Origin of the sequence: Gordonia sp. UBA7860 (assembly GCF_002500165.1) — a bacterium.
In the GTDB taxonomy this organism is placed as follows: Bacteria; Actinomycetota; Actinomycetes; order Mycobacteriales; family Mycobacteriaceae; genus Gordonia; species Gordonia sputi.
This window is the reverse complement of the sequence record NZ_DLSO01000144.1, coordinates 49,002-68,050: the sequence shown is the minus strand read 5'-3', so window position 1 is coordinate 68,050 and position 19,049 is coordinate 49,002. Positions and strand designations below refer to the sequence as shown.

At 66.0% G+C, this 19,049-nt stretch carries 12 protein-coding genes and 1 pseudogene; 6 read left to right on the top strand and 7 right to left on the bottom strand.

Translation table 11 applies throughout. From position 1 onward, the window contains the following. From B3T59_RS18100 to B3T59_RS18090, 3 genes are all read right to left on the bottom strand, one after another. On the bottom strand, positions 1-2,737 hold a 2,737-nt coding region (locus B3T59_RS18100; RefSeq protein WP_287004595.1), incomplete at its 3' end, for an arabinosyltransferase domain-containing protein. Next, positions 2,727-6,092 (bottom strand): arabinosyltransferase domain-containing protein, encoded by a 3,366-nt coding sequence (locus B3T59_RS18095; RefSeq protein ID WP_287004594.1) that lies wholly within the window; start codon positions 6,090-6,092, stop codon positions 2,727-2,729. The genes B3T59_RS18095 and B3T59_RS18100, both read right to left, overlap by 11 nt. 63 nt (positions 6,093-6,155) lie before the next feature. Further along, positions 6,156-9,551, bottom strand: a complete 3,396-nt coding sequence (locus tag B3T59_RS18090; RefSeq protein ID WP_251721599.1) for an arabinosyltransferase domain-containing protein — start codon at positions 9,549-9,551, stop codon at positions 6,156-6,158. 162 nt (positions 9,552-9,713) lie between these two features. Here B3T59_RS18090 and aroQ point away from each other — a divergent pair, with 162 nt between their 5' ends. From aroQ to B3T59_RS18075, 3 genes and pseudogenes are all read left to right on the top strand, one after another. Then, positions 9,714-10,175, top strand: coding sequence for a type II 3-dehydroquinate dehydratase (aroQ, locus tag B3T59_RS18085; RefSeq protein ID WP_039856717.1), 462 nt, complete (start codon positions 9,714-9,716; stop codon positions 10,173-10,175). After that, positions 10,175-10,435 (top strand): annotated as a pseudogene (locus B3T59_RS18080) (class I SAM-dependent methyltransferase); the annotation flags it as partial. The gene aroQ and the pseudogene B3T59_RS18080, both read left to right, overlap by 1 nt. 95 nt (positions 10,436-10,530) lie before the next feature. Further along, the gene (locus B3T59_RS18075) at positions 10,531-11,031 is read left to right on the top strand and encodes a class I SAM-dependent methyltransferase (protein ID WP_251721600.1); all 501 of its coding nucleotides are present in this window, start codon (positions 10,531-10,533) and stop codon (positions 11,029-11,031) included. A gap of 52 nt (positions 11,032-11,083) precedes the next feature. Here B3T59_RS18075 and B3T59_RS18070 read toward each other — a convergent pair whose 3' ends face one another. The 3 genes from B3T59_RS18070 to B3T59_RS18060 form a co-directional block, all read right to left on the bottom strand. After that, the gene (locus B3T59_RS18070) at positions 11,084-11,836 is read right to left on the bottom strand and encodes an MBL fold metallo-hydrolase (RefSeq protein ID WP_251721601.1); all 753 of its coding nucleotides are present in this window, start codon (positions 11,834-11,836) and stop codon (positions 11,084-11,086) included. Further along, the gene (locus B3T59_RS18065) at positions 11,833-13,830 is read right to left on the bottom strand and encodes a galactan 5-O-arabinofuranosyltransferase (RefSeq protein WP_251721602.1); all 1,998 of its coding nucleotides are present in this window, start codon (positions 13,828-13,830) and stop codon (positions 11,833-11,835) included. The genes B3T59_RS18070 and B3T59_RS18065 overlap by 4 nt, the downstream gene beginning before the upstream one ends. Positions 13,831-13,938: 108 nt before the next feature. Further along, complete coding sequence (locus B3T59_RS18060; protein ID WP_251721603.1) at positions 13,939-15,660, bottom strand: HNH endonuclease signature motif containing protein; 1,722 nt, start codon at positions 15,658-15,660, stop codon at positions 13,939-13,941. Positions 15,661-16,042: 382 nt separating this feature from the next. On the opposite strand from B3T59_RS18060, the gene B3T59_RS18055 reads away from it, so the two are divergent. From B3T59_RS18055 to B3T59_RS18045, 3 genes are read left to right on the top strand one after another with little or no spacing between them, the layout of a single operon-like run. Next, a complete protein-coding gene (locus B3T59_RS18055; protein WP_287004593.1) occupies positions 16,043-17,281 on the top strand; it encodes a glutaminase in 1,239 nt (412 codons plus the stop codon). Further along, on the top strand, positions 17,278-17,733 hold the full coding sequence (locus B3T59_RS18050; RefSeq protein ID WP_287004592.1) for a helix-turn-helix transcriptional regulator: 456 nt from the start codon (positions 17,278-17,280) through the stop codon (positions 17,731-17,733). Before B3T59_RS18055 ends, B3T59_RS18050 begins: the two co-directional genes overlap by 4 nt. A gap of 30 nt (positions 17,734-17,763) precedes the next feature. Then, positions 17,764-18,180, top strand: coding sequence for a VOC family protein (locus B3T59_RS18045; RefSeq protein WP_287004591.1), 417 nt, complete (start codon positions 17,764-17,766; stop codon positions 18,178-18,180). A 27-nt stretch (positions 18,181-18,207) separates the two neighbouring features. Here the strand turns inward: B3T59_RS18045 and B3T59_RS18040 are convergent, their stop codons facing one another. After that, positions 18,208-18,969, bottom strand: coding sequence for a decaprenylphospho-beta-D-erythro-pentofuranosid-2-ulose 2-reductase (locus tag B3T59_RS18040; protein ID WP_287004590.1), 762 nt, complete (start codon positions 18,967-18,969; stop codon positions 18,208-18,210). Positions 18,970-19,049: the final 80 nt, after the last annotated feature.

Below are 19,049 nucleotides of genomic sequence, written 5' to 3'. Positions count from 1 at the left end.
CGCCGTCGACAGCGTCGACCGAGCCCGCGACGGCGACCGTGAGCAGCGGCTTGTCGGCGCTTCGTTGCGGCACCTGATACCAGTCGGTTGTCACCGATCCCGTTCCCGACGGCGCGCCGTAGGAGCCGAGTACCGGAGTGGTCGCCGGATTGAGTCCGAAGGGCAGCCGCACGGTGGAGCCGTTGACGCCGCGCGCGCCCTGCCCACCCTCGGTGCCGCCCTGTGAGGCGTCGGTTGTCTGGTCGCGATCGTCGGAACCCGCGCCCGTCGGTGAAGAGTTCGTCGGCGCCGAACTCACCGCGCCCGACGACCCCGACGAGTCCGTGTCCTCTGTGGCGTCGACCGACAGCTTGTTCGCCACGCCGTTCGGGGTGAACCCGACAGCCGGAGAGCCCTGCCCAGCGCCGGCGAGGGCGTCGGAGATACTCGGTGCGGGTCGGCCGTCGACGGCAGCGGGTGCGAGCATGCCTGCGTTGACATCGGCCTCGACGAGGACGTCGTTGGCAAGGCCGCACTCATTGCCGGTGAGGGCGCGTGTGTTGGAGTTCAGCCACGACCATGAATCCCGTTGCACGTAGGCGGCTTTCGCGAACGATGCAACCATGAACAGGACCATGAAGATCGAAATGACCGGCAGCGGAGAGAACTTCAGCCTGCTGTACCAGTGCTCGGAGTGTCCGGTTCGCGTCTGTTCGTCGGTGTAGTCGTCGCGAAGGTGGAACCACAGACCTGCCGCCGCAGTGAGCACCGCGGCGATCAGGAAGATCCACCACAGGCTCACGCCGCCGACCGACGGCTGCCTGTCCCACCACGGGATGCCATAGCTGCCGACGAACCACCAACCGTTGGTGCCCGCGAACGAGATTCCGGTGACCGCGAGAACCGCTGCCGCGAAGAACGCGCGGTTGCGGCGTGAGCGCAGAATGGTCGGCGCCATCATCGCGCCCGCGGCGGCCGCGAGTCCGCCTGCGATTCCGGCGTAGACGCCGAAGTGATGAGTCCACTTGGTCGGTGTGAACGCGATGAAGAACATCGTGCCGAGCGTGACCGCGATCAGCCGCCAGATCGGTGCGTGCGCAACACCGTTGGGATGCTGTTTGCGCAGCAGTCGCAGAAGTACGACGACAAGGCACAGGATCATGATCAGCACGCCGTAGCGGCGTGCGAGCGTGCCGTCGGCGGTGGGCAGGATGAGGTAGTAGTAGCGAATCGGCTCCTGCCACCACTCGAGTGTCGGGCCGACGTCGGTGGCCACCTTGTTGCCCGCGATCAGCGGGGCCAGTGGCTGGTCGGCGAAGATCTCGTACAGCACAAGGGTTCCGGCCGCGAAAATCGGCGCGAGCATCGGGAGCGGTCCGTCGCGCCGACGTCGCGACACGATGGTGCGCACGATGGGACGGACACCCGCGAGCAGCGCGGCCACGGCCATCAGACCACCGGGAGCCAGCGCAAGGGTGAACGCGGCAACGGCGACGGCGACCGCATACGGCAGCAATCTGCGTGTGGCGATGGCACGTTCGACGCAGCACCACGTGAGGAGTGCGCCGACCGCTTCTGCCGGTTCGGGCCGCAGACCGTTGTTGTAGGGCAACCAGAGTGCGAGATAGACGAATGCCGCCGACCACACAGCCGGAGTGTTGGTGCGCACCGCTCGGCCAAGGCGCGGGATCACCTCGCGGGAGATCAGCCACCAGCCGAGAAGTCCGAGCAGGAAGGCGGGCAGGCGCATCCACGGTGTGGCGAGACTGACGTGCGTCATCGCGGCGATCACCTGGAAGTGCCAGCCGAAGGGGTCCTGTGGCACACCGAAATAGCGGAAGTAGTTGTCGGCGTAGCCCGCATCGCCGGTGATGCGTCCGACGATGAAGTTGTAGCCGTCGTCGGAGGTGTTGGCCCCCGCCAACCACCAGAACGCGAGTATGGCGAGCACCGCGAGATCGGGGCCGCGGATGGTGAACCACCCTGCGGGCAAAAATCGCCTGTGGCCCCTGCCATCTCGGGAGTCGAGCACGCCGAGGGTGACAAGCGACAGCAACGTCATGATGATGCCGATGATGATCGCGGCCAGTTTCAGTGGCGTCGGCGAACTCACGTATCTGGTGTCGATCGTGGCATGCATCGACAGGCCGTCGCGCGATGCCGAGGCGGGAAGATCGGTGTAGACCCCGACGATCTGCGGGCGCATCTCGTGGTCGGGAGTCGAGTACGTCAACAGGCTGCCCGCACCTGCCGACGTGCCGTCGATCTTCGCGTTCACCCCGCGCTCGTCGGCGTGGAACACCACCGCACACGACGAATTGTCCTGAGCGGCTGCGCGTTCGGTCGAGAGAATGACGACGTCGCGGTCGGTGACGGTGATCGTCGACGCGTCGGCGCGGACGAACAATCCGCGTGCGCTGGCGTCCTGACCGCCCGCGGGCGTCGTCGACATCAGGACTCCACCCGACGCGGGCAGGTCACGGGCCAGTGAGCACGGAACCCGCAGATCCATGTCGACGGGAACGAACGAGACGAGCGGTGCGGCGACGTTGCCGACGCCCTCACCCTGCGGCCACGTCAGCGCCGCTGTCGACTGGGTGACCGGCAGCAGCGGAGTGGCAACCGCGAGAAGGACACCGAGCACGCCCGCGACGGCAGCGATGATCTGCGCTCGGCGGTAGTTGCGTGGCGCCCCGGTGGTTGGTTCGTCGCGTTCCGTGGTCTCGGTCGGCGTCTGTGGTGTCGGATCAGTTGTCATCGGACTGCGGCTCCACCCTGATCGAACCATCGTGTGACCAACCCCAGCGGGTGGTCTGTGACGTCTGTAGCTGTGCTGACGGTGCGTCCGGGGTCAGTGGCGAAAGTCGTTCCAACGCACCCCATTCCCGTGTCCAATCGTCCTTGAGATAGGTCGGGACGGCCTGCGCGGCCGTCGTTGTCTCCGAGATGCCGAGGAGGCCACCGTCGACTCCCGCCTGCCAGGTCTTCGACTGGGAGTTGGCGAACGGGTAGTCGGGCAGGATGCGCCAGCGTGGGATCTCCGCCACCCCGTTGGTCACCCGCATCGGCTGCTGGCACGGGAAGTGCGCGGCAACCATGAAGTCGATCGGCGTGGGAGTCTGGGACCCGACGACCTGCTGAAGCGTCTGTAGGCGTGGTGCCCGTGGCGGTGTGATCCCGATGAACTGGTACTGGCCGAGGTTGTTGTCCAACAGCGACATTCGCATCGCCGACGCTCTCGGTGGCGCAGCACTCATGGGTACGCGCAAATTGCGCCACGGGCGGTTGGAGATGACCGGACCGGGATCGATCGGGAGGATGTCGGGTCCGATCTGGGTGAACGACCCGTCGGGTCCCCTGGTGCCGAACTGGACAACGAGTTTCTGCCCGAAGTTCGTGACCCCGAAGGTATCGACCGTCGAAATCGCACCCGCGGCCGAGACAACGAGCAGCGGGGTCGCGGCACGATCGGCGGGCAGGTCGTACCAGTCGGTGGTGAGTCGGGCCTCGCCCGCGTAGCCGTAGCTACCGAGGACCGGCGTCGTCGCAGGATCGAGTCCGTAGGGGAGTGCGACTGTCGAACCGTTGACGGTTTCGGGTCCGCGGCCACCCGTGGTGCCTGCGCCCAATCCGCCCGTGATCGTGAACGGTCGTGCGGGACTTGCCGCCACGTTCATCTGGCCGGGGCGCTGACTGCCCGGCTCCGGCGACAGATCATCGGGAATTCCGTTGGGGGAGAATCCGACGGCCGCATCCGGTCCGCTTGTGGCTCCCGAGAGTGCCTGTGTCGCAGTCCGTCCGTCGGCGGGTCGAAGCATTCCGGTGTTGGGATCGGATTCGACGAGCACGTCGTCGGCCATGCCACAGTTGTGGCCGCGCAGCGTGTTCACGTTCTCGGCGAACACCGTGGTCGCGGGATAGCGCGATGCGACCGCTTTGGCGAACACCAGCAGCTCCGCGATCACCATGAGGCCGGCGATCAGAGCGATGGGCGATGACGCGAGGAAGGGTCGTCGACGATCGGCCCGCGACTCGCCGGGGCCATCGGTCGTATGTGAAAGTCCCTTGTTCTCAACATAATCGAGTCGAAGGTGCTGCCACACGGCAATCCCGGCTGCGATCACCGCGAGGATCAGGAACAGCGTCGACACCGGTTTGCCCGCGATGATCGGGGCGCGGTCGAACCACGAGATGCCGTACTCGTAGGCGAACGGCCAGGCATTGTAGCCCGCCATCGCGGCGGCGAGTGCGAAGAACAGTCCCGAGACGAAGACCGTCAGATTGCGCGCAGAGCGTGCGGCCGATTGCGCCACAGCAAGAGTCGCGATCGCGGCGATCGCGGCGGCAAGTCCTGCGAACACACCGAACTGGATCGTCCACTTCGTCGGGATGAAGGCGAAAAGCACGAGTGTCACACCGATGGCACCGATGAGTCGCCATGTCGGGCCGGCGTGGACACCGGCAATTCGCCCGCGCCGCAACATCACTGCGACCGTGACGACCATCCCTGTCAGCAATAGCAGCACTGGCACACGGCGGGTGAGCGCTCCGTCGTCGGTGACGACCGAGATGAAGTAGTAGCGCAGATACTCCTGATACCAACCGATGACGGGTCCGACGACGTAGCGGACGCGGATCGCCTCGACCACCGTGGCGATCGTCTGGTCGCGGAACACGACGACCAACACGAGAAGTCCGGCGGCGATGGTGGGTGCGAGTAGGGGGAGCAGCCCGTCGGAGCGCCTGCGCACGAGCAGTACGTGCAGCAGTGCGCGGGACGAGGCAATCAGGATCGCGACGCCGATGATGCCCTGTGGCGCAAGGGCAAGCGTGAATGCCGCGAGGCCCGCCGCGATGGCTCCGGGAAACAGTTTGCGGGTCGCGAGCGCGTGTTCTGCCGCCCACCACGTGAGCAGCGAGCCCAGCACGATGATTCCCTCGGGACGCAGACCGGAGCAGAACGGCAGCCAGAACACGGTGAAGACGAGGGCGGCAGACCATTGCGCCCAGCCGCTACGTCGAACAGCAGAACCCAGCCGTGGCAACAGGATTCGACTCAGCACGAACCACGAGGCGAGTCCCGCGATCAGTGCGGGGATGTGCATCCACAGGATCGACGGCGAGATCGACGACCAGTGGGCCAGGAACGAGTAGTACCAGTCGAATGGAGCTTCGGGGATGCCGTACCAGCGGTAGTAGTTGGCGAGATAACCGAACGACGACGCCGTGCGCCCCATGTTCAGGATGTACCCGTCGTCGGGGCTGCCTGCGCCGAGGAACAACCAGATCACCAGCACGGCGGTGACCGTCAGGTCGGTGGTGCGGGGACGCAGGAGGCGCAGCCATCCGGTGCGGCGTCGGGGTCGGTGCCGCACGTCGTCGCTCATCCGGTCGAGCAGGAAGAGTGCGACCAGCGAGACGATCACCGCGAGCACTGCCAGAACCATGAGGACGAGCTTGAGCGTCGTCGGCGAGCTCTCGTAGCGATTGTCGATGCGGATGTCGACGCGCATCCCCGCATCAGCGGCTGCCCGTGCCTGGTCGGGCGTCAGGTCGCTGAACACGCCGTCGATCTGCGGGCGCTTGTCGGGCTCGAGGGTTGTGGCAGCACCGAGGCCGACGACCTGCGCGCCGGGACCGCCCGGCGACGACCAGACGTGCAGTTCGCTACAGCGCCCCAGATCGGCTCTCGGCGCCGACGCCGCGACGGAGTTGCGGAAGGTCGCGGTCACGGTGTCGCCCGCGGTCACGTAGAGGGCGGAGGCCTTGGAGTCCTGCGCGGAGACTGCCATCGTCGACATGATGAGCGTCGACTTGCCCGCGGGTGCGTCGGCGAGCACGCGGCACGGGATGCGGACGTCCAGCGATTGCGAGGTCTGCGCGATCAGCGGCGCGGTGACCGACGACGTCGTCGACGCGAGTTGTTGACCCTGCGGCCAGGAGAACGATGCGTCGGTGCTGTGTACGGGCAGGAATCCGATCAGCAGACACAGCACAGCGCCGAGGAGGCCGGAGACCGTGGCGACCAGCCCGACGGTGCGACGCGAGCCGATCGTCGACTTCTCGGCCGGTGGCGAAGCATCGGACTCGGCTGGCGGGGCTGTCGCAGGCACGGTCACTGATGTTAGGCGATCACGTCGCACCGCCCGTCCGGTGCCGCGATCAGGGGTTGTGGGTCAGTGCCTGATCGGTGCGGGGCTCCACAATCCGCTGCGCGTTGCGGTGCCCGTGGTGATGGGTGCGCGGGTCGTCACGTCTCCGTAGGGCTGGTAGCGCTCGAGGGCGCCCCAGTCGCGGCCGATGTCACCCTGCAGATAGGTCGCGAGGGTCTCGGGCTGCTGCGACACCTCGAGCCACCCCAGCGGACCGCCACCGTAGGAGTCCTGCCACGCCGAGACGGCTGCGGCGAGGTCGGCGCCGGGCCTGATACGCCACTTCGGGATCTCCGCGACGCCGTAGTGGTGGGTGAACGGCCGCTGGCACGGGAAGACCAGCCCCGACGTCCAGTCGACGTGAACCGGGTCCTCACTGCCGACGACCTCTTGCAGCGTCTCCATGTGAGGCAGTCGCGGTGGGGTCACCACGATGAACCGATCGGCCGAGAGATTGTCGTCGTTGGCGACGATCCGCACCGCGGTGAGGTTGTCGGGAAGCGACGACGTGGTGATGCGGACGTTGCGCCACGACGGTTGCGGTCCCGGGTCGATCATCTCGGTCTCGCCGGTCGGCTTGAGGTCGGCGTCGCGGGTCGACGACCCGACGGGGTCGGTCGTGTACTCCAGCAGGAGGTTCGGGTTGTCGTAGCGCCCGGCGACCGAGAAGGTCAGCAGCGGCTGCTTCTTGTAGTCGGCGGGCAGGGCGTACCAGCCCGAGGTGAGGCGGGCGGGAACCTGATCGGTCGTCGAATAACTGCCCTCGACTGGTGTGCGTGCCGGGTCGAGCATGAACGGCAGACGTGCGTGGCTGCCGTTGACGCCGGCCGTCGAGAGCTCTCCACCGCCGGTTCCGCCACTGTTGGCGGTGAGGACGTCGTTGGTCGACGTCGCGTTGCCCGCGAGCACGCCGAGCGAGCCCGCGCTCGCCTGAGTGGTGAGGTCCTCGGGAACGCTGTTCGACGTGAATCCGGTTGTCGCAGGCCGGGATGCGTCGGGTTGGACGGTCGATGGACCCGCGAGGGGATCGGTCAGGGTCGGGTCGACGGGCGAGAGCATGTGGTCGTTGGGGTTGCGTTCCACCCACACCTTGTCGGCCATGCCGCACTGTTTGCCCGCGAGGGCCTCGATGTTCGAGCGTGGAACCGAGAACGACGACGACTGGTTGACCGCTGCGAATCCTGCCGTGACGAGTTCGAAGATCACCACGGCGGCTGCCACGTACGCCAGCGGTGCGCCCGCGACGGAATCGATCGCCCTGCGGTACCAGCGTCGTCCGGTCTCGGTCCCTCCGGGCGTCGTGTCTTGGGGCGTGGTGTCTTGGGGCGTCGTATCTCGGGGGTCGGTTCCGGTGAACGGCTCGCGGAAGTGGAACCACAGTGCGAGCAGCAACAGCAGCAGCGAGAGGTAGAGCAGTGCATTGCTCACCGAGAATCCCAAGCTGACCTGGCCGACGCCCCACGGCATACCCCACGCCGACGCGTAGTAGTACGAGTTGGGTGCCGTGAACGCCAAGCCCGCGATGAACAGCACGAGTGCTGCGAACAGGGTGCGGTTGCGCCGTGAATGCATGGCCTTGTTGCTCGCGGCGATGGCGGCGATGGCAGCCAATGCCGCGGCGAGTCCGGCGAACACGCCGAAGTGGTGCGTCCATTTGGTCGGCGTGAACATCAGGAACACCAGCGACGCGAATGTGATGCCGACGATGCGTCGAGCAGGGCCGACGGCCGTTCCGGGGATGCGCGACTTGCGGATGAGCACCGCTGCCGAGACCACCATGCCCAGGATCATCGCGAGGACGGCGAAGCGTCGGGCGATCGAACCATCGGCCGAGAACGCGAACAGTGACGAGTACCGATCGATCTCGTTGTACCAGTGTGCCGACGGCCCCAATGCGGTCTTCATCTTCGACGAGTCGGAGAACGCACGCAGCGTCAGATTGGAGAAGACCACGAAGATGACGAACGTCCCGGAGGCGAGAACCGGTGCGAGCAGCGCTGCGTACGACCAGAATCCACCGCCGATCGCGCGCGCACGTTTGATCAGGGCCAAGATGATCGGTCTCGCTCCCGCGATGAGCGCTGCGACCGCGAGCAGACCCGTCGGGCCGGCGGCGAGACTGAACGCGCCGATCAGACACGCGATCGCGGCGGGGAGGATGCGCCCGGTCGCGATGGCGCGCTCGACCGAACACCAGGTCAGCAGCGCGCCGAGCGCGATGATCGGTTCCGGTCGCAGGCCGTTGTCGAACGGGAACCACGATGCGAGGAAGACGAAGGCTGCCGTCCAGCCGACGACGGGTCGGCTGATCGCGGCGCGGCCGAGTCGTGGCAGCACCTCGTGGCTGACGATCAACCACGACGCGATGCCGCACAGCAGGGCCGGTATGCGCACCCACGGGCTGGCGAGCGAGATATGGCTCATCAGGCCGAAGACCTCGTAATACCAGCCGAATGGCGCCTCCGGTGCACCGAACCAACGGAAGTAGTTGGCGGTGTACTCACTGTTCTGTGCGACCCGCGACATCGTCAGCAGGTAGCCGTCGTCGGACGTGTTGGGTCCGATGAAATGCCAGATGATCAGGGCGCCGATCACCACGTAGTCGCGGGCGTTGAGTCGCCACCACTTCGCGGGGAAGATTCGACGATGCTTGCGCCCGTCCGTCGAATCGAGAACGGCAAGCGCCGACAGCGACAGCAGGGTGCACACGATACCGACGATGAGTACGAGCCATTTGAGGATCGTCGGGGCCGTCGAATAGCGCGAGTCGATGGTCACGTGTGCGCGCAGGCCGGGCAGTTCCGACGCCGCTCCGGACAGGTCGGTGAAGAGTCCGGTGACCTGTGGGCGCTGGTCGGAGCTGTAGCTCTGCGATTCGCGGCCCTTGGTGGTCCCCATCAGCGAGGTACTGCCGGAGTCGGACTGGCCGGCGGGGGCCGTCATCCCGACGAACTCGGCGGTCACGGCGTCGGAGTCGGCGTGGACGACGATGTCACGGCATCCCTGCGAACGCATGTCGGCCAGCGTGGCCGACACCAGCGGCACGTTGCGGACGACGACTTCGATGCTCTGCTTGTCCGGCGGATCGGCGGGGTTCCCGGTGCGGCGGATGAACAGCCCGCGCTCAGCCGACTTCGCTGCCTGCTTGGGGGTCGTCGACAGCAAGACCGAATCGTCGGCGCCGAGCCGTTCGGCTGCCGAACACGGAACCGAGACGTCGAGGTCGATCGGGACGTACGAGATGAGTGGTGCCGAGACCGATCCGATCTCGCTGGATTCGACGCTGCCGGTGGAGGGCCAGTTGATCTCCGCCGTGGTCTGCTTGACCGGCATCAGCGGTGTGGCGAGCGCGAGGAATACTCCGAGCAGGCCGGTGACGATCGCGATGAGTTTCGCTCGTCTCACGGTCTGCGATTGCACAAGCAGTGATCCTAACGGCCGCGTGCGACGTCGCGAACTCTCGGTCACTCGTGCGTCTGACGCGCTCGTGGGTCTGGCGGTCTCGTGGGTGTGGCGGTTTCGTGGGTGTCGGCGGTGGAGAGTATGGACGTGTGGCCGGTGCCGGTGGATAGGCTTGGAACCATGTCGACCGACGCCACGGGAACCGAACCGCTGCCGATCCTGCTGTTGAATGGGCCCAACCTGAACACGCTCGGGATTCGACAGCCCGAGGTGTACGGCTCGGCGACGCTCGCCGACGTCGTCGAACTCGCCGAACGCACCGCCGGTGAACTCGGTTACGGCCTGCGAGCGGCGCAGACCAACCACGAGGGCGAGATGATCGACTGGCTGCACGAGGCGCGCGGCAATATCAGCGGAATCGTCATCAACCCGGCCGCGTGGACGCATACGTCGGTCGCGCTGGCCGACGCGCTCGTGATCCCCGACGTTCCGATCATGGAGGTGCACATCAGCAATGTGCACAAGCGTGAGGAGTTCCGTCACCACTCGTTCGTGTCGCCGCTCGCCTCGGGAGTGATCATCGGCTACGGCATCCGCGGCTATGAGTTCGCGATTCGACGCCTCGTGGAGGTCCTGGGCTGATGGCCGATCTCGACGATCTCGGACGGACGGCGCTGGGTGTCGCGTGGGCGCGAGCTGTCGAGTCGTCGAGGGACGACGCATTGTTCGACGACCCACTGGCCGAGGCGATCGCACGAATCCGGCCCCGCGGCTCCGAATTCGGTGGACGCGACGGTGCCGATGGAGGCGGTTCGGACAAGATCCGAGCGATGTACGACTGGATCGTCGCGCGCACGGTGTTCCTCGACGAGGTGTTCGCCGATGCCGTCGGCGACGGCATCACGCAGTTCGTGATCCTCGGTTCGGGGCTGGACGGTCGGGGATTTCGGCTCGATTCGGTTCGGGAGCAAAGCTTTTCGAGCTCGATAGGCCGTCCGTGGTCGAGGTCAAGGAGAATCTCGTCGCACAGTCGGGTCTTGCGCCGACCGTCGACCGTCGTGTGGTGGCTTCCGATCTGGCCGATGACTGGCTGCGCGCCCTGCAGGGCAAGGGCTTTCGGGCAGACCTATCGTCGGCGTGGCTCGCCGAGGGGCTGTTCGTGTATCTGCCCGACGAACTCGGCCTACGTGTCATCGAGGGCATTACCGCGGCATCCGAGTCCGGCTCACGGATCGGGGCGACCGTGCGCCGCGCGGCGTCGTCGGTTGTCGACGATTCTGCTGACCCGTTTGCGGAGGTGCGGAAGTTGTGGCGCAGCGATGTAGACGTCGCGCAGCATCTCGACGCTGCCGGGTGGAACTGCGAGCTGTCAAAGACGCGCGACGTGCTTGCCGCTCATGGGCGTTCGCTGTCCGAGACCGACGGCGCGCAAGAGTCCGCGACGCTGCTGTCGGGTGTACGACGCCAACGCGGCCACGGGACGATCGACCGCTCCTGACGGATTGCTCAGCGCGCCGGGGGTTTTTCGCCCCCAGTTGATCGTGCCGGGGTTATCGAGCCAGGGCTTCTCGGGCCAGCTCGGCGACGGGGCCGTCGAGGCGAGGTCCGTGTCCCGGGAAGAGCACTGTCGCCTCGAGGTCGGTGAACGATTCGACGCTGCGTCGGGTCGCGGCGTCGTCGTGGTTGAAGAAGCGCGGAAGTAGCTGCGGCCCTTCGTGTCCGGAGAGCGGATGGCCGCTGATCAGGGCGTCGCCCGAGACGAGTACCGCGCCGTCGGCGACGAGGAAGGCGCTGTGTCCGTCGGTGTGGCCGTGAGCAACCACCGGCTGTGGTCGCCCGGGGAGGTCGAGGGTGCCGTCGGTCGAAAAGGGTTGTGCGGTGGCGATTCCGGCCCGGCTGAGTACGCCGAGAGGTGTGACCATCGCCAGCCAGCGCCACGCGCGTGGCTGCCACGCGACCGCGGCGATGTCGAGTGGGCCCGCCTGCTGCAGGAGGTCGCGGTGTGCGTGTGGCACTTCGGCGGGGTCGACCAAGACCGGGAATCCGAAGCGGTCCACCAGCTTCGCCAGCCCTCCGATGTGGTCGACGTGAGCGTGGGTGAGCAGTGCGGCTCTGATGTCGGTGGGGTGTGCGCCGATCGACTCGATCGAGGCCACCACGTCGTCGGCGTTGCCCGGATATCCGCCGTCGATCAGTGTGATGCCCGAATCATCGCGCAGCAGAACCCAATTCACCGCGGGTGTGTGCACCAGATACGCCGTCGACGACGTGGCGTCGACCTCGGTGATCTCGAAGGCGCTCACTTGCGCACCACCAGAACGAAAGGTCCGACGTCGGTGACCTCGAAACGTGGGTCGTTGAAGAGGTTCGGGTCAAATGTCACCGTGTAGCGCTTGACGTTTGGATCGTTCGGGTAGACGTCTGCGGCGAGGCGTAGTGCGTAGCCGTCCGCGGAGTAGCGGAACAAGAACACGTTCGGCGGAGTCCACGGCGCGGCGTCGAGTTGGCGGACGAGGTCGTCGGCCGACGATGCCTTGGACCAGGTTTCGATGGCGGCGGCTCGTTTGTCGAACTCCGCCAACGGGTTTGCGTAGTGCGAGGTGAGTCCCTGGAAGCCCCAGTACGGGTAGACGGAGAGGAATCCGTAGTCGGCTGTGAGCACGACGTTGTCGGTCGCCGGGCGTAAGGTCTTCTCGCCGATGAGCTGGTCGATCTGCGGGTAGTACGACTCGGCCCCGGGCGGACGCTTGTCGGCACGGTCTCCGTAGCCGTCGGTGTCGGTGTAGGCGGTCGTGATCTCGTTGGAGAGATAGGCCGGAATGCTCTGTGCCACAGCGATTGCCGCGAGAGCTGCGAGTACCCCGACCACGACGCGCACGTCACCGAATCTGCCGACGGCCCAGTGGGCAAGCTCGACGACGCCGAACACTCCCGCCGCCGCGAGCACCGCGACGAGGATCGGTTCGAGTCGGAAGCCGAGCAGCGTCGTACCGGCAGCAGTTGCCAGCATCGAGAGCAGGCTCATCAGGTAGATGCCGACGACCGTGATGCCCAGTGCCGCGGCGATGGTGCGTTGGCGGAATCGGAGCAGAATCCAGACGAGGCCGATGAAGGTGATCGCGCCGACCAGGCTGAGGTGGAACATCGGCCACGGCAAAAACGAACCGCGTTCTGGCAGATAGTGTTCGGCGGTGCCGCCGCTCGCCGGCTCACTGCGCAATCGGGCGAGCAGGTAGGGAGCCCACACGGTCAATGCGATGAGCCCGGCGATGACACCCATCACCACCAGCCGCCCGAGCACAGCCAGGACGACGCCGCGTCGGGTTTTCGACACTTCTTCGCGGGGTAGCGCCTTGTTGGAGGCGTTGACCCAGCCGTGAACGATGAGCGCCAACGCCATCAGGATCGCGACGCCCGCGAACAGTCCCGTGTAGAGCGTGTAGAAGGTTGCGCTCAGACCGAGGAAGAGGCCGGTTGCCACCACCGCTGCCCAACTCGTGCCGGAGCGGAGTGAGGCCGTCGGACCGTCGACGTGACGGGAACGACCGCGCAGACCGTAGAGCATAGGGATCAGCATCGGGACGCCGATCATGATCAGCACCGCCGCGTACGGTTCGGGACCCGCGTACATCAGCGTCACGACGGTGACGGCGAGCGCTGTCGCGATGCCGCGGTCGGCGCGCACCATGCGGGCCCAGAGCACCACTCCGATCGCCGCGGCGACCGCCATAGAGAGGATTGCCCACGGTTTGAACGCCTCCCAGCCGGGCAGACCCATCAACGACGCATAGCGGCCGCCGCCCCAGAACCATCCCGCCGGATAGTAGGGAGCCAGGTGCAGATAGGTCATGTCCGCCAGGTGCGGACTGCTGGTCAGCCGGGTGAGGTATTCGGTGCGGAACTGCTGGTCGGCGGAGAGTCCGAAGAGGTAGAGGCGCGTCGCACCGAGCGGCATACCGAGAGTGACCGTGACCAGACCGGAGATGCCCGCCGCCGACAGCAGCGTGACCAGCCACCGAGCTTTGCCGTAGCGGTACAGCAGTGCAGCGATCACCAGGATCGCCACGGCCACCACCTGGCCCGCCGTGGTGAGCGACCGGGTGACGTTCGACGAGTTGAACGCGGGCCACTGCACCGCGTCGATGGCCTTGAGGCCGACGAAGGCCACGACCGCTCCGACTATCACCGCGATGACCAGGTCAATCAGTGTGCGGGCGTGTCGATTCACTCGACGCTGAGGGGTCGCAGAAGCCTGTGGACTGGAGTCGTCGGTGGTCGGGCTCTGCGTTGACGTCACGCGTCTATTTCTAGCAGGGGGCCGTACTGGTCGACGCCGGACGCCGCGGCGCGACGGCGTGTGGCCCCCGAGACGGTGTCTGGGGGCTGGCGCTCGTGCGGGCGTGGGTCAGAAGGGCGGGTCGCCGGTGTCGGGGTCGTTGGCGAGCCGCCAGGCGCGGGTGTCGGCGCGGTGTTGTCCGATGCGCGCGCTATGAGCGGCGGCGAGCCGTCCGGGGATGCGTCGGTCTAGGCGATCGGGCTCGTCGAGGTCGGGGAAGAGGTCGCGACCGTTGTACGCGTTGCCGACGAAGTGGTAGCCGCCCGGGGACCGGAAGATGGCGCGGCCCATGGGCGTCTGATGGTCGCGCCAGCCGACGGCGAAGGTTTTGTGGCGGTGGTGGAAGCGGCACAGCGGGCGCAGGTTGGCGCGCTCGGTGAGTCCGCCGTCTTTCGGATTGCCATGGTTGAACGGCTTGGCATGGTCGACGTCGGCGCTGGCGACTTTGTTGGTGCAGCCGGGGAAGGTGCAGCAGAGTTCGCCTGCCTTGACCAGGGCTCGCAGTTTCTCGGGGATGGGATAGCGGTAGGCGGCTTTGTTGTTGGGGGTGACGCGGTTGGGGTGGATGTAGTTCCGGGTGGCATCGGCGAGTAGCCGGCGGGCGGTGTCGGCGTCGATCAGGCCATGGCCGTCGAGGAACGCGGGGTTGTTGTCGTGGCCGAGGAGAGTCGAGAGATTGACCACGATGTGGAACATCGGCCGCGGCGCGAGGGCGGCGGAGCTCTGATTTGCTGCGACCGGGTTCGTGACGGTGGTGGCTGAGGGGTTCGGCTTGTCGTCGACGTTGTCGCTGCACGGAGTCTCGCTGCACGGAGTCTCGGACACGGTGGCGCAGTCGGGGCAGGTGCAGGGGAGTGTCGGGTAGCCCTGAGCGAGGGCGGTGAGTGCGTCGGCGCGTTGTTGAGCGTGGGTGCGGGGATCGTCGGGGTGGGTGTCGGCGATCATCGCTTCGAGCCGGGTGTCGAGGATCGCTGCCGCGGTGCAGGGGAGTTGGCCGTCGATTCTGGACTGACCGGGCTCGTCGCGGTGGGGGCGGATGCGGAAGTAGCGGCGGCTGGTGGCGGTGTCGCGGCGGCGGGCGGCGCCGTCGGGATCGACGCGTTCGACGGTGGCGTCGATCATGGTGCGAAACCTGGTCATGGACATGGGTTCTCGTGCGCTGATTGCTGCGGCGAGTGCGGTATCGACGGCGGTGAGATGCGCGTCGTCGACGTTGTCGGTGCGGGCGACGACTTCGTGGAAGCGGGGTAGGTCGATACGGCCGGTTGCCAACAGTTCTGCGGTTCGGGGTATGCGGTAGCGCAGGGCTGCGCCGGTCTCGATCATCTTCTTGGCTTGGCCGGGTGTGAGGCAGAGGGCGGCGCCGAGCTCGGCGATGGCTGTGGTCAGGCCATCGGGGCCGAAGCGGGCCAGCGGGTTCTGGTTGTTCTGAGTCAGGAGCGCGGCGAGTTGTTCGGGGTCGGTACAGCCGTCGGGGACGGCGTGCTCGCCGGTTCCGATTTCAGCGTCGATGCGCTGGAGGTATTCGGCCTCGCGTTCTTCGTACAGCAGGATTGCGGCTTGCAGCATGCGATAGTCGGCGCACGCCTTGATCGCGTTGGTGTGGAAAAGCACCTCGATGAGTTCACGTGAGTAGAGGCGTTCGTCGTCGGCGAGCTGTGTCAGCTGTGTCTCGACGTCGGAGGTCGGTGCGTCAACTGCTGGCGTATGCGCATGACTGTTGGCCGCGGGCACGACGGGTGATTCGTCGGGTGTCAGCGGGCCGGTGCCGTCGGGGTTCTCCGATGCCATAGTCAGAACATACATTCGAGGTCTGACAATTCTGTCCGCCCAGGTGAAAGCGTTAGCAGCCGGTGTTTCCGACGGTGTGACGAATCATCTCGACGACGTTCAATCCCGGTATGGTCAGTTCGAGGGCGCCCGTTGACGACAGGACCGCTATCCCGTGTAGCGCGACCCACAATGAGGCTGCGACTCTTTCGGGATCTGTTGTACGACCGCTCTTCTGGATGACGGACACCAGCCACTCGTACAGGGGGCGCTGTATGACGTTACCCCCGAAAATCGCCCACACTGTCATACGGATCGACCCCGTCGAACCCGCCGCGCCGCGAGGACGCGCGCGCAGGCGTCGGTACCGTGGACAGCAAAGCGCAAGGAGGCGTCTACCTGTATGCAGTCACCCGTCCGCGATTATCTGACCGAGGTCCTCGATTCGCTCGACGCCGAGAAGAGCGGGGCCGTCGCCGACTACATCCCGGACCTGGCTGAGGCCAACCCCGATCTCTTCGCGATCGCGGTCACGACCGTTGACGGCCGCACGTACTGCGTCGGCGACGACGAGGTCGAGTTCTCCATCCAGTCGATCTCCAAGCCGCTCGCCTATGCGGCAGCCCTGGCCGACCGCGGATTCGACGCGGTGCTGGAGAAGGTCGGCGTCGAACCGTCCGGTGAGGCCTTCAACGAACTCTCACTCGAGAGCGGTACGTGTCGGCCGCGCAACCCCATGATCAACGCCGGCGCGATCACCACCCACGGGCTACTCGTCGACGACGATGCCGACGTCGAGTCCCGCGTGGAGCGGGCGCGCAGCTTCTTCTCCACACTTGCCGGACGTGAACTGGCCATCGACCAAGCGCTCCACACGTCCGAAATGGACTCAGCCGACCGCAATCTCGCGATCGCGCACATGCTGCGCAACTACGGAATCGTCGACGACGCGCCGCACGACATCGTCGACGGATACATCCAACAGTGCTCAATCATGGTGACCGCCAAGGATCTTGCCGTGATCGGAGCGTGCTTTGCCAACGGCGGCGTACATCCCGTCTCCGGCGAGCGGGTGATGAGTCGACGCATCGCGCGTCAAGTGATGTCGGTGATGGCAGGCTGCGGCATGTACGACGGCGCGGGGGAGTGGCTGACCACTGTCGGTATTCCGGCGAAAAGTGGTGTGGCGGGCGGACTTCTGGGAACGCTGCCCGGCCAATGCGGCATCGCCGTCTTCTCGCCACGGCTCGACGAACACGGCAACAGCACGCGCGGTGTGTTGGCGTTCCGTCGGCTGTCGGCCGACATGAACATGCACATGGTCGACGCCGAACCCTACGGAACCACCGTGCTGCGCGACGTCCGTACCTCCGACGATTCGACGACCTTCGAACTGCAGGGAGTCATCCAGTTCAGTGGCGCAGAGTACGTCCTCGACAGTTTGGCCGCCGACGAAACCGGCACCCCGACTGTGGTTTTCGACGTCAGCCAGGTCAGCCACTTCGCCGACGTCGGGCGTCGGATGATCTTGGAGGGCATGCGTCGTGTCCGCGCGGACGGGCGCCGCGTCGTTTTGATTGATCCCGACCACACGCTGCCCGATCCGGACCTGGGCGACGGAACCTATCCGGATAGATCATGACTGGTGATGCGCGGCAGGCACGCGCGCGGATGAACCACACCGAGGACACGAATCGGCGAATGCTGCGCGCGCGTGATGCGATGGATTGCCGGTTCGGTGAACCCCTGGACCTCGCTGCGCTGGCGGCGATTGCGCACGTGTCGGAGTCGCACTTCAGCCGCGTGTTCAAGGCAACCTTCGGCGAAACGCCGCACCGCTACCTCCAACGACGACGGATCGAGCGAGCGTCGTCAATGCTGCGCGAGACGCAGCTGTCGATCAGTGACATCAGCACCGCAGTCGGGTTCAGCAGTTTCGCGACCTTCACCAGGACCTTCGGGCAGATCATGAGCGAGACACCCACCGCACATCGCCGTCACGGCGGGGACCACGGTGCGCCGATCTGCGCGGTCAAGGCGCTACGAAGGCCGGCAGGAGCATTTGTCGCCAAGAGAGCAGTTTTGGACAAGTGAGACCGGGGCAGCGCAGGTAGCGTTCCCGCCATGCCCAACGCGATCATCCTGTCCCAGATTTACGTACTCGACCACGATGAAGCCCTTGACTTCTACGTCGGCAACCTCGGCTTCGAGGTCCACTCCGACGTCGACATGGGTTTCATGCGATGGCTCACCATCAATCTGCCGTCCGACCCCGACCGCCAACTCATGTTGGAGATCCCCGGGCCACCGTCGTTGAGCCCAGAGACCGCAGCCCAGGTCCGCGACCTATTGACGAAAGGTGCTGGCGGTGGCTGGTTTTCGATGTCAACCGATGATGCCTATGCGACCGCAGACGCACTTCGGGCCAAGGGCGTCGACTTCACCGATGAACCGACCGATCGTGACTACGGCATCGATTTCGGTATCCGCGACCCGTTCGGCAATCGAATCCGCATCGGACAGATGAAGTCTCGCCCCTGAGTCTCGCGAGCGTGGCTTTCGGTAAGCCTAGACCCGCAGCTTGCGGAAGACCTTGCGCGGGATGTGGCGCAGCACGGTCATGATGAACCGGAAAGTACCAGGCACCCAGACGATTTCCTTGTTGTCGTCGACGGCCTTGATGACGGCCTTCGCGACGACGTCCTTGTTGACGGTGAGCGGAGCTTCCTTGACGTTCGCCGACAGTCGGGTCCGCACCTGGCCGGGACGCACGACGAGGACGTGCACGCCGTCGTCGGCCAGCGCCTCGCCGAGTCCGAGGTAGAAGCCGTCGAGACCTGCCTTCGACGATCCGTACACAAAGTTGCTGCGTCGAACACGCTCGCCCGCAACCGAACTCATCGCGACGATCTGTGCCCGACCCTGGTGCTTCATCTTGTCGCCGAGCAGCACACCAACACTCACCGCGGCGGTGTAGTTGATGGTCACCTCGGTGACGGCCTTGCGCTGGTCCTGCCAGACCTCTTCGTCGTCGAACTGCACACCGGCAGCGACGATAGCGAGGTCGACATCGCCTCCGGCAAAAGCCTTCTCGATGGTCTCGGGGTGCGTCTCGGGCTTCGTCGCGTCGTAGTCGATGAGCTCGACCGACGTTGCACCTGCCTTGCGCATGGTGTCGGCTGCGGCATCGGCCGTGGGATCGCCGGGCACGACGGCGAGGATCACCCGGGCGGGTCCACGAACGAGGAACGCGCTGGCAATGGCGAGTCCGATCTCGGAACTGCCACCGAGGATCAGGATCGACTGCGGCGAATCGACGGCGTTGAACATTGGTTGGTGTCTCCTCGGTGTTGGGAAGTAGTTGGTGGTCTGAACGGGCAACCGGATTCGGCCGCAACGCAATTCAGTAC

What these genes read in the sequence shown, in the direction of transcription:
- aroQ (WP_039856717.1), top strand. Translation starts at nt 9,714, where the DNA reads ATGTCGACCGACGCCACGGGAACCGAACCGCTGCCGATCCTGCTGTTG.
- B3T59_RS18060 (WP_251721603.1), bottom strand. Translation starts at nt 15,660, where the DNA reads ATGGCATCGGAGAACCCCGACGGCACCGGCCCGCTGACACCCGACGAA.
- B3T59_RS18055 (WP_287004593.1), top strand. Translation starts at nt 16,043, where the DNA reads ATGCAGTCACCCGTCCGCGATTATCTGACCGAGGTCCTCGATTCGCTC.
- B3T59_RS18050 (WP_287004592.1), top strand. Translation starts at nt 17,278, where the DNA reads ATGACTGGTGATGCGCGGCAGGCACGCGCGCGGATGAACCACACCGAG.
- B3T59_RS18045 (WP_287004591.1), top strand. Translation starts at nt 17,764, where the DNA reads ATGCCCAACGCGATCATCCTGTCCCAGATTTACGTACTCGACCACGAT.
- B3T59_RS18040 (WP_287004590.1), bottom strand. Translation starts at nt 18,969, where the DNA reads ATGTTCAACGCCGTCGATTCGCCGCAGTCGATCCTGATCCTCGGTGGC.